The sequence below is a fragment of the Candidatus Margulisiibacteriota bacterium genome (assembly GCA_031268855.1).
Taxonomy (GTDB): Bacteria; Margulisbacteria; Termititenacia; order Termititenacales; family Termititenacaceae; genus Termititenax.
The window spans coordinates 1-10,340 of the sequence record JAIRWS010000079.1; the positions used below are offsets into that span (position 1 = coordinate 1).

Here is a 10,340-nt window from a genome sequence, read left to right on the forward strand (position 1 = left end):
CATAAAAATCACTCCTTTTATTTTTTTATTCAAGAACGTTCCCGCTCTCGTATCAATCTATCGTAAGCAGTTTGATCTTGTTGCAGTGATTTTTTCTGCTGCGTCGGGGGATCAAAAACCGGCCAGCAAACCGGCGGCTTCCAGTTCCTCGACGATACGCGCGGCGCGGTTGTAGCCGATGCGAAATTTGCGCTGAATATAAGAAATGGATTTCTTGCCAGTGGACTGCACCAGCTGCGCCGCCTGATCAAAAAGCACATCCTTGCCATCATTGCGCACATTTGGCCCGCCGGAACCGGACGCGGCCAGTTTGTCGGCATCTTCCGTCTGCTCAGCCTGCGCGCGCAATTTGCTCAGATCCAGCTCATATGCCGGCGGAGACTGCGCGCGGATAAAACGGGTGACTTGATTGATCTCCTCATCGGAAACAAAGACGCCCTGCACGCGCCGGACCTGCCGCGCGCCAAGCGGCGAGTAAAGCATATCGCCTTTGCCGAGCAGTTTTTCCGCGCCCATGCCGTCAATGATCGTGCGCGAGTCGATCTGCGACTTGACCGCAAAGGCGACGCGCGAGGGCACGTTGGCTTTGATCAGGCCGGTGATCACATCCACCGAAGGACGCTGCGTGGCGATCACCAAATGCAGGCCGGCCGCGCGACCTTTGGCGGCCAGACGATTGATGGATTCTTCCACGTTTTTAGAAGCGACCAGCATCAAGTCAGCCAATTCGTCGATAATTATTACCACATAAGGCAGATGCCTACCCGGCCGGCGGTTGAAATCTTCGATATTGCGCGCGCCGGCTTTTTTGAATTCCTCGTAGCGGTTTTCCATTTCCGGCAGCGCCCAGTGTTTCAAAACGATCTGCGCCATCTGCGCATCGTCGACCACTGGCGCGGCCAGATGCGGCAGATCGCTGTAAACGCTCAACTCCACTTTTTTCGGATCGATCATCACAAAACGCACATCCTGCGGCGCGGATTTAAGCAGGATCGACATGATCAGCGAATTGACGCAGACCGATTTGCCGGAGCCCGTCGCGCCGGCGATGAGCAGATGCGGCATGTCCTGCAGAGAACAAAAAACCGGACTGCCGGCGATATCCAAACCCAGCGCGGCGGTCAGCGGGTGCCGACTGAATTCCGGCTGGCCAGCCAGCTCCGAAAGATTGACCGGCCGCGAGACTTGATTGGGCACTTCAATGCCGACCACCGATTTGCCGGGCACTGGCGCTTCGATGCGCACCGCCGCGGCCATATTCAGGGAAATATCATCGGCCAGACTGGCGATCTTATTCACACGCACACCATGGCCGGGCGTCAACTCATAACGTGTCACCGACGGCCCCTGACAGACGTTCGTTACCGTGGCCTTGACGTTAAAACTGGCCAGCGTGTTTTCCAATAACTGCTTGTCCTGATAAAACTGCGCCGCCTGCTGCCGCTGGGTTTCGCGCGGGTCGACCGGCGGCCGCAGGAGTTTCAAGGGCGGAAATTTATAATTGCCGGCGCGGCTGACATAGCGAGGCGCGGCCGGCTTCGGGACAGCGGCCGCCGCGCGTACCGGACGGACTGCTGGTCGAGGAGGAACAACTTGCCGCCGCGCGGACGGTCTGGACTGAGGCGCGCGCGGAGGGAGCGGATTTAAACGCTGCGGCTTGGGCGCGCGCGGCACAGCCGGCTGTTTCGGCGGCGCGCTGTCACTGACAAAAGTCTTATACAAAAAAAGCACAAAATTTTTCACCGTGCAGTTGAGCATCAAAAGCGCGGATAGCCAGAGCAGGATCAGCAGAAAAAAATAAGCGCCGATCGAACCAAAATAATTTTTGAGAATATTTGCCGCAAGTCCGCCCAGCGCGCCGCCGCGCTGGACAAAAAGCTCTGCCATCGCGCAAAAGACCAGCAGAAAAAGAACCGCGCCGCCGCTACGCCAGCCAGCATGTTTAATTCTCCGCCGCAGGAGCAGCCAGACGCTCAGCAATAAAACGACCAGCGGCGCGGCATAAACGCCGTCGCCTCCCAGAAAATACAAACCGTTCCAAAAAAAATCCCCCAGCCGGCTCATAAGTTAATTTCTCTGAAAATCATCAGCATATCGCACAATATCATCCTCGCCAAAATAAGCGCCGGTCTGCGTTTCCACGACTACCAAATCCACCTCGCCTTTATTCTCCAGCCGGTGTTTTGCGCCGATTGGTATAAACACGTGCTGCCCCTTGTCCAGGATCAAAAACTCGTCATCGATCTCCACATAGGCCTGCCCGGCCGTGACCACCCAATTTTCACTGCGGCGCTGGTGTGACTGCAGGCTCAAGCGTTTGTGCGGACGGACGGTCAGAGTTTTCACTTTATAATTTACATTATCCAGCAAAACTTCAAAACTGCCCCACGGCCGGTTTTCTATATAATTATTGGCCATACTGCCTCTCGTAATATTTTTGATAATCCCCGGACTTGACAGAATCAACCCATTTCTGGTTTTTAAGATACCAGCGCAGGGTCTCTTTAATGCCCTGCTCAAAAGTGTAACGCGGCTGCCAGCCGAAACTTTTAGCCATTTTGCCCGCATCGATAGCGTAACGCCGGTCGTGCCCGGGACGATCCTTAACATAGCTGATTAACGACTCCGGTTTTTTCAATTCGCGCAAGATCAGTTTCACGATGTAAATATTTTCTTTTTCGCTGTGTCCGCCGATATTGTAAATTTCGCCGGGCGCGCCCTGATGCAAAACGATATCGAGCGCCTCGCAATGATCGCTGACGTGCAGCCAATCGCGGACATTTTTGCCGTCACCGTACACCGGCAAAGGCCGGTCGGCCAGCGCATTGCTGATCATCAGCGGGATCAGCTTTTCAGGAAATTGATACGGCCCGTAATTATTGGAGCAGCGCGTCGTCAGGAGCGGCAGGCCAAAAGTGTGGAAATAAGCGCGCGTCAGCAGATCCGCGCCGGCCTTGCTGGCGCTGTACGGCGAATTCGGCTGCAGCGGAGTTGCTTCGGTAAAATAACCGGCCGAACCCAGGGAGCCGTACACTTCATCGGTGGAAACCTGCAGGTATCTGGACGCTGAGGCTCTTGAAGCGTCCGCTGTCCAGTATTTCCGCACGGCCTCCAGCAGATTTTGCGTGCCGAGAATATTGGTCTGCGCAAAAATTTCCGGCCCGGCGATCGAGCGGTCTACATGCGACTCCGCGGCAAAATTGACCACATAATCCAGACCTTCCGCAAAAAGTTTATCCGCCAGCTCTTTATCGCCAATGTCACCTTTGACAAAACGGTAATTAGGCTCTTTTTCAATATCGGCCAATGTTTCCAGATTGCCGGCGTAGGTCAGCGCGTCCAGATTGATCACCTGATAATCGGGGTGTTTCCGCAAAGTCTGCCGGACAAACGCCGAGCCGATGAACCCCGCCCCGCCGGTAATGAGGATTTTTTTCATAAGCCAAATTTTAACACAAAATCTTTTGTTCCGTTACGCTAGATCACTCCGCCGCTTCTATTTGTTTGGCGATCTCCAGCATTTTTTCCAGCCGCGCATCGATCTCGGCCAAAATATCGTCCAGCTCGTTGTAACTCTCGTAATCCTCTTTGGTGAAAGGCTTTTGGCGTTTTTTCTGCTCTTCCTGTTTTTGTTTTTTGTCCGCCTGGGCAACTTCCGCCGCTTTGTCGGCCAGCGCCCAGGAAGCCAAAAAAGCCTTGGCCAGCTCGTCGCGGTTTTGCTGCGGCTTGCTGGCCTGCAGAGCTTTTTGCGCCTGTTGCGCCTGCTGGGACTGCGTCTGTTGCAGATGATCGAGTTTCATAATCCCCCTTGAGAAAAATAATTATAGCACAAATCAATTTTTCTCCAGTTTTTACAGCAGAAACTTTCAATGTATTGTCAGGTATAAATCCGGCAAGTCTGGGTATGTTTGTCAATGAAAGGCGGCCAGTATGAAAGAAAAAGACATTAAAGATTTGATCCGCAAAGCCGGCGAAGAGGGCTGTAAAAAAGCGCAAAAAATTAAAACGCTGGAATACAATATGGATTTCGGCACGGTGACCGCCACCGTGGCGATGTCGCTAAACTAATTTTTCCTTTTTTCTATGCTATAATTTTAAAAAATCATGCCGAGACTCGACGGGGAAAATATTTATCTGGAATCAGTCAAGCCGCAAAACATCGCCTTGATCCGTCAGTGGTCGGTCAGATCGCGGGATTCTTTTTTTCTGAACAAAACCACGCTGACGGCCAGCGCCGACGATCTCGCCCTGCTCATCAGCTCGCTCAATCATCAATTTTATCTGGCGCACAACCGTAGCGGCCAGCCGATCGGCGTGCTGCTTTTCAGCAATATTCATAATCCGCAGCATATCGCTGAAGTCAGTCTGACCCTGCAGCCTTCCCAAAACAACACCAAGCTCCTCAAAGAAGCGCTGGAAACCGGACTGGTCAATCTTTTTAGCAAGACCAATTTGGTCAAAGTATACTGCCACTGCCAGCCGCACGAACTGGAGCTGAAAAAAATCCTGCTGGAATGCTTTTTTAAAAAAGAAGGCCAGCTCAACGAACATCTTTTTTACAACAACAAATTTCACGATCAGGAAATTTTCGGCCTGAATAAAGAGGATTATTACAAATGAGCGAAAAGATCACGATCAATCTGCGCCATCTGGAAAAACGCGACATACCCAAAGTCGCCGCCTGGCTGACCAATGCCGATTATTATCGGCACAATCTAACAACTTACCCCTGCCAGAATAAACGCCTGCTACAAAACCAGCTGCTCAAAGAGATCGCGGTCGGGCGGATGATCGAAGCGCGCACGCGGCTGCTCGCCGCGGAAGCCAACGGTGAGATTTTGACGGCTTTTATCGCCTTGCAAAATTTCAGCTGGCAAAACCGCAATGCTGTTTTGCAGATCTATATTCCCGCGGAATTCCGTAGCACCGATCTAGGTCTGGTTATCGTCACGCAGGTTTATAATTATATTTTTAAAGACCTCGGTTTGCGCAAAGTGTACACTTACGTTTCCGGCGGCGACGCGGAAAAACTGGAGCGTTACAAAGCGGCCAAGCAAGAGCCGGAAGCCGTGCTCTACAATTATTTGCGCGGAGCGGATGGAAAACCGGAAACGCTACATATTTTCGGCACATTCCAAAAAGACGTTCTTAAAAAAGCGTCAACTGGCGCCAAAAAAGATTGATCTTTTATTCGCCGGCTGCCTGTCGCACCGGCCAGATCTCCAGGCCGGTTGTTTTGTTCAGCCAGCGGATTATGATATTGGCATTGAGGTCAAAAAGCGGCCACATTAGATTGAAATAAAAATGCAGACGGCCTTTCCAGCGCGCCAGAGTGTAATGTTTCGGCTCGCGCGCGGCCAGCAGTTCATCGCCGCCGGCATTGCAAATCTCCAGTCCCTCGATCAAACCCTGCTGCAAAGCCGTTTTTATCTGACGCGTGTGGCGGCCATACTGGCGCGACCAAAAACTCAAAGCCCCGATATAGGCGCCGGCCTGATGGATCAACGCGCTCAATTTCAGCCGCTCATCCAGATCAAACTCGTAGATCGGATTGGTGAAAATCCCGACCATTAGCTGCTCAATAACAGTTTGAATTTCCGCCTCATCTTCCGTAATGGCCAGCACGGCAAAGACCGTGCCCAGCAATAAATATTCGGCTACGTTTAGGGCGTATTTGCGATACGGTTCGATCGCGTGAAAACTGATCGTGATCAGTTCCAGTAGCAGCTGCGTTATATCCTCGCCTTTGTCATTGTGAAATTTGATCAGCGCCGTGGCGATGAGATTGCCGATATTTTTGTCTATGGCCTGATTTTCCTGCAAAGCTTCCCGGTAATGCCGTAAAAACAATTTGCCTTCTGGACTCAAGGTTTCCGGATTGATCTTGCTGACATTGGCGTAAATCCCGCCGACTAAATTGTCCACCATGCCTAAAATTATAACAGGAAATTTCCGGATTATGTTAAACTTGCCCGATGTCCATTTTTTTCCTCTGCCTTACCCTGCTGGGCGCTTATTTAGTCGCTTTGCCGTTTTGGCTCGCCAATTTCACGGCAGCCGGCCTGCTTGGCCTGCTCTTCGCTTACACCAAAGAAAAAACCTGGGGCTGGGTGCGGAGAATTACCGGCTATGAATTGCCGTTCGGTCTGCTGCTATTCGCGGCCTGGTGGTCAGTGTGCGACGCCTATCTGCCGTGGCAGGCGCTCGGTGACGCGCTATCGCTGACAGTCTTGATCGGAGCCTTTTATTTTTTAGCCGCCGCCGTGCGTTCCTCCCGGGATTTCAATTATTTATTGCGCGTGGCGTTCGCTGGCTATATTCTGGTACTGGTCTGCGGCTTTTTACAATACGGCCTGACCAACTGGGGCTGGCCGGCTATCCCCGGCTCCGCTTTCTTACTGGCAGGCCGAGGGCTGAACCGGATCAGCTCGATTTTTATTCAGCGTTCCGGCACTAATGTTTTCGCCGCTTTTCTGAGCCTGGCCGCGCCGGCTTATCTGGCCTGGTTCTGGCAAAATATTGCCGCGCGGCGAAATAAAAAACAAACTTCTGATATTCTAAAACAAATTTTTTACACCTGCGTCCTAGCTCTAACAATTTTTAATATAATTTTTTCGTTCAGCCGCGCTTTGCTGGTGGCTCTAGCCGTTGTTTTTAGCGTGTCGCTCGCCCGCACAAAATACTGGAAACAAATCTTTGCCGCTGGAATAATTCTGGCTGTTCTGGCCGTCTTATTTGTCGCGCCGCTGCAAAAAACCATACGCTCGCTCTTTGATCTCAATGACGCCTCGAACCGCGACCACTATATGCTGGCGGAAATTTCTCTGCGCCAAATCGCGCAGCGCCCGCTTAACGGCTGGGGCGGCGGGCATCTCAACGCCAAACTGAAACAGGAAAACGGCCGCTGGATAGATCTGCGCGGCAAATACAAAACACCGGAAGAACTCCGCCGCAATTATGAAAATATGCAGGTGATGCAGAGAGAAGCGCTGGCCGACGGCGTGATCTATGTCTTTTCACCGCATAATATGTACCTCGGCTATTTTGTGGAATACGGTTTTTTAAGTTTTCTAGGCAGCGTTTTGCTTATCGCGCTTACCTGGCGGCGTCTGCGCCGGCTCTCCGGCGGTCTGGCGTATAGTCTGGCTCTGGGTATTTTAGGTTTTGCGGTTTACGGTCTATTTCAGGATTCGGTGCGCGCGCCGATCATGGCTTATCTGCTCTGGTTTTATCTCCTGCTGGTCTTGAAGCTGGAAGAGTCTTTGCGCGGTTTTAATTTTCGGCAATATCGCAAAGTTCTAGTTTTAGCCTATCACCGCATTTTGCAACCGACAGCCAAAAACACTCTGGCTGTTTCAGCCAAAAATTTTGCCCGGCAGATCGACTATCTGCGCCGCCGCAAATATTTATTTATGAATGTGGAAGATTTTTATCAAGAATATATCGCGCAGGCTGCGCCGCTTTTAAATAAAATTTGTTTAATAACTTTTGATGACGGCTACCGTGACAATATTCGCCGCGCCCTGCCTCTCCTAAAAGAACGCCGGATTTCCGCCACAATTTTTGTCACCGTGCAGAAAATCGGCAGCGCCGCACCTTATTACTGGGATTTCAAGAACAGCACAAATTTTAGCAAAGACGATCTGCCGCTGGACTGGCCGGAGTTAAAACGCCTGCGAAAATCCGGCTGGGCGGTCGGCTCGCATACTTTAAATCATTATGAATTAAACCAGCTGGCGGACAAAGAGCTGGCCTGGGAATTGCGACAATCCAAAAAAATCCTGGAGAAAAATTTGTCCGCGCCAGTCAATACGGTCTGCTATCCGCGCGGCGCGACGGACAAGCGGACGCTGAAAGCGGCCTGGACAGCCGGATACAGGTTGGGTTTCGTGACTAATTCGCGTGCGGATGATCTGCTGGCTTTTCCTAGAGTCGGCATTTACGCGCATGACACTTTTGGGCGGTTTTGGCTGAAGCTGTTGTGCCGCAAAATTCATTTATGAAGCGAAAAAAAATATTCCTGTATATTTATTCCCTGCACACCGGCGGCGGCGCGGAAAATGTTTTGTACAAGCTGGCGGTTTTTTTGCGCCAACAAGGCTGGCTGGTTTATGCCTGCGGCATGCTTGACGAAGAGCCGTCTTTTGAAACTCTAATGACCGCGCGCGGCATAAAAGTTATCCGTCTGCGCGGCGACCACAATCCCTTGAAAACTATTCCGCGTCTGGTCAGGGTTTTAAAAAAAGTAAAACCGGATATTCTGCTCAACTGGCTGTACCCCTGTATTATTACCGGCGGTCTGGCCGGCCGTCTGGCCGGCGTGCCGCGGATTATCGCTAATCTGCGCGGGCCGGATCTGAAAAAAAGGAAAACCCGAGTTTTCCTTGACGGCATCACCGCACGCTGTTGCTACGACGGACATATCGCTGTATCACAAAACGTCAAAGACATATTTGTCCGCCGCGAAAAATATCCGGCGGCCAAAGTGACCGTGATAAATAATGGCCTGGACTCAGCAGCTGAAAAATACTTAAAGCAAATTGACCGCGCCGCCGCGCGGCGTGCCTTGCAGCTGACAGCCCAAAATATTGTCATCGGCGCACTGGGACGTTTGTATCCTGAAAAAAATCAAAAATTTTTGCTGGAAACTCTGGCGCTGCTGCTGCCCAGGCTGCCGCAGGCCAGACTACTTTTAGTCGGCGATGGACCGTCCCGCCCGGAATTGGAACAGCTGGCCGCGCGATTGAATATATCTGACAAAATTATTTTCGCCGGCTGGCAGAGTGACGTGTATCGTTATCTCAAGGTCATGGATATTTATGTTTTGCCTTCTTTATATGAAGGACATTCCGGCTCAATACTACAGGCCTGGGCCTGTCGTCTACCGGTAGCCGGCGCGAAGACGACCGGCATCCGCGATCTGGTCGTGGACGGCAAAAACGGCTTGCTTTTTTCGCTGCAAAATCCTTCCGAACTGGCGAACATTATATTTAATCTGACCGCCTATCCGCGTTTAGCCCAAGAGCTGGGCAAAAACGGCTGGCAAACAGCCACCACAAAATATACAGAAAAGAAAATGTTCACGGAATATTTTAATTATTTAAAAAACTTTCCAGGCCGAAATCCCCCGCCGCCGCGCTGAAATTCAGCGTTTGGTTTTTTTTGTCCCGGTGATAAAAAAACACCAGTGGATGTTCAGCGCGCGGTTTTATTTTAGTCAAAAAATATTTTCGCAAATTTTCATCCGCGGTATAGCCGAGCAGAACAACAGCGCCCAGCGACCGCACGGTATCCAGCGCATCCTGCCAGAGTGTGGAATTTTGATCCGTGATCCGGCCATCAATAATTCTGGCAACGGTCAGGCCTTTGCGCTGGCCGACGGAGAGTATTAAAAAGTTCGCGGCGTCCGCCCCCAAGAAAACATGTTTCGGCCCCTGCAAAAAACGCCAGCGAAAAATTTCACTATCCCAGAGCACATGACCGCCGGAGCGCTGATTGAGCGCCGCGGCCATTTCCGCAATCTGCGCGGCGGAAGGCTCGGTCAAGATCCGCGCGCGGACATTTTTTTTCCACGGCGGAAAAATTATTTTTCTAAACCAGAGCGCGTCTATTTCCTGACAGCACAGCATTTTGTAAGCCGCGCTCAAAGGCGGCAGAACACCCGGACAAAGCACCTGAGTTTCTCCATTTAGTGAAGCAGCGATCAGCAGCAGGCCGCTGCCCTGCCGGTAATTTTTGTCGACCAGCAGATTATGAATGGAACTGCCCGGAACTTTTTGCCCGTCGATAAGCCAGGGCAAGCGCATCTTGTGTATTGCCCCGACGACTTGATTGCTTTGCGGCTCTATTACGATTAAAAAAGATTTTTCTCTGCCGGCGCAGGGATTTTCCTCATACAGCCAGCGCAAATATTTTTCCGTCTGCTGATAACAATGTCCGCCCCAATTGCGCCGCGCGAAGTCCTGATAGGAGTGGAGATATTCGCCGGAATACGGAATTATTTTTACCATTCAATTAAATTCCGCTAAACGCCTGCTGCCGCGGATCAGCGCGATCTTTTCGTCCTGTAGCAAATACTCCGGCGGCGTAGGGTGGCCAAGAAAAAACAGCGGTGAAGCGGTGTAGCCGTAGGCGCCGGAGTTTGGCACGCGCAACACATCGCCCTGCCGCGGCTCGGGCAGTTCCAAATTGACAGCCAGCGTGTCCAGCGGCGTGCAAAGACAGCCCGTGATCTCCACTCTCTGCGGCTCACCCTGCGGATTGGTCAGATTGGTGATCTTATAATTTTTTCGGATGACTTGCCCCAGATTGCCGGTCGCGGAAATATTTTGATGCAGGCC

12 protein-coding genes are annotated in these 10,340 nt (G+C 51.6%); 5 read left to right on the top strand and 7 right to left on the bottom strand.

The genetic code is table 11. The features are described from left to right. Positions 1-111 precede the first annotated feature (111 nt). Genes LBJ25_04940 through LBJ25_04955 form a run of 4 tightly spaced genes read right to left on the bottom strand, consistent with a single transcriptional unit; the run spans position 112 to position 3,800 of the window. Positions 112-2,064 (bottom strand): DNA translocase FtsK, encoded by a 1,953-nt coding sequence (locus tag LBJ25_04940; GenBank protein MDR1453301.1) that lies wholly within the window; start codon positions 2,062-2,064, stop codon positions 112-114. A gap of 3 nt (positions 2,065-2,067) precedes the next feature. Then, complete coding sequence (locus tag LBJ25_04945; protein ID MDR1453302.1) at positions 2,068-2,418, bottom strand: phosphomannose isomerase type II C-terminal cupin domain; 351 nt, start codon at positions 2,416-2,418, stop codon at positions 2,068-2,070. Next, positions 2,408-3,439 (bottom strand): dTDP-glucose 4,6-dehydratase, encoded by a 1,032-nt coding sequence (rfbB, locus tag LBJ25_04950; GenBank protein MDR1453303.1) that lies wholly within the window; start codon positions 3,437-3,439, stop codon positions 2,408-2,410. Before rfbB ends, LBJ25_04945 begins: the two co-directional genes overlap by 11 nt. Before the next feature lie 43 nt (positions 3,440-3,482). Continuing rightward, positions 3,483-3,800 carry a hypothetical protein gene (locus LBJ25_04955; protein MDR1453304.1) on the bottom strand — a complete coding sequence of 106 codons (318 nt, stop codon included), beginning with the start codon at positions 3,798-3,800 and terminating at the stop codon, positions 3,483-3,485. A gap of 130 nt (positions 3,801-3,930) precedes the next feature. Between LBJ25_04955 and LBJ25_04960 the strand changes: the two genes are divergently transcribed. From LBJ25_04960 to LBJ25_04970, 3 genes are read left to right on the top strand one after another with little or no spacing between them, the layout of a single operon-like run. Beyond that, a complete protein-coding gene (locus tag LBJ25_04960; GenBank protein ID MDR1453305.1) occupies positions 3,931-4,068 on the top strand; it encodes a hypothetical protein in 138 nt (45 codons plus the stop codon). A gap of 36 nt (positions 4,069-4,104) precedes the next feature. Beyond that, positions 4,105-4,620 (top strand): GNAT family N-acetyltransferase, encoded by a 516-nt coding sequence (locus LBJ25_04965; protein MDR1453306.1) that lies wholly within the window; start codon positions 4,105-4,107, stop codon positions 4,618-4,620. Beyond that, the gene (locus LBJ25_04970; GenBank protein MDR1453307.1) at positions 4,617-5,183 is read left to right on the top strand and encodes a hypothetical protein; all 567 of its coding nucleotides are present in this window, start codon (positions 4,617-4,619) and stop codon (positions 5,181-5,183) included. The genes LBJ25_04965 and LBJ25_04970 overlap by 4 nt, the downstream gene beginning before the upstream one ends. A gap of 4 nt (positions 5,184-5,187) precedes the next feature. Here the strand turns inward: LBJ25_04970 and LBJ25_04975 are convergent, their stop codons facing one another. Next, a complete protein-coding gene (locus LBJ25_04975) occupies positions 5,188-5,928 on the bottom strand; it encodes a hypothetical protein (GenBank protein MDR1453308.1) in 741 nt (246 codons plus the stop codon). A 47-nt stretch (positions 5,929-5,975) separates the two neighbouring features. Here LBJ25_04975 and LBJ25_04980 point away from each other — a divergent pair, with 47 nt between their 5' ends. Together LBJ25_04980 and LBJ25_04985 are read left to right on the top strand one after the other, a co-directional pair. Beyond that, the gene (locus LBJ25_04980; GenBank protein ID MDR1453309.1) at positions 5,976-8,003 is read left to right on the top strand and encodes a polysaccharide deacetylase family protein; all 2,028 of its coding nucleotides are present in this window, start codon (positions 5,976-5,978) and stop codon (positions 8,001-8,003) included. Beyond that, positions 8,000-9,142 (top strand): glycosyltransferase, encoded by a 1,143-nt coding sequence (locus tag LBJ25_04985; GenBank protein MDR1453310.1) that lies wholly within the window; start codon positions 8,000-8,002, stop codon positions 9,140-9,142. Before LBJ25_04980 ends, LBJ25_04985 begins: the two co-directional genes overlap by 4 nt. Here LBJ25_04985 and LBJ25_04990 read toward each other — a convergent pair. After that, positions 9,093-10,010 carry a hypothetical protein gene (locus tag LBJ25_04990; GenBank protein MDR1453311.1) on the bottom strand — a complete coding sequence of 306 codons (918 nt, stop codon included), beginning with the start codon at positions 10,008-10,010 and terminating at the stop codon, positions 9,093-9,095. The two genes, LBJ25_04985 and LBJ25_04990, sit on opposite strands and share 50 nt — an antisense overlap. Continuing rightward, positions 10,011-10,340: hypothetical protein (locus LBJ25_04995; GenBank protein MDR1453312.1), on the bottom strand; the 330-nt coding region annotated here is incomplete at its 5' end.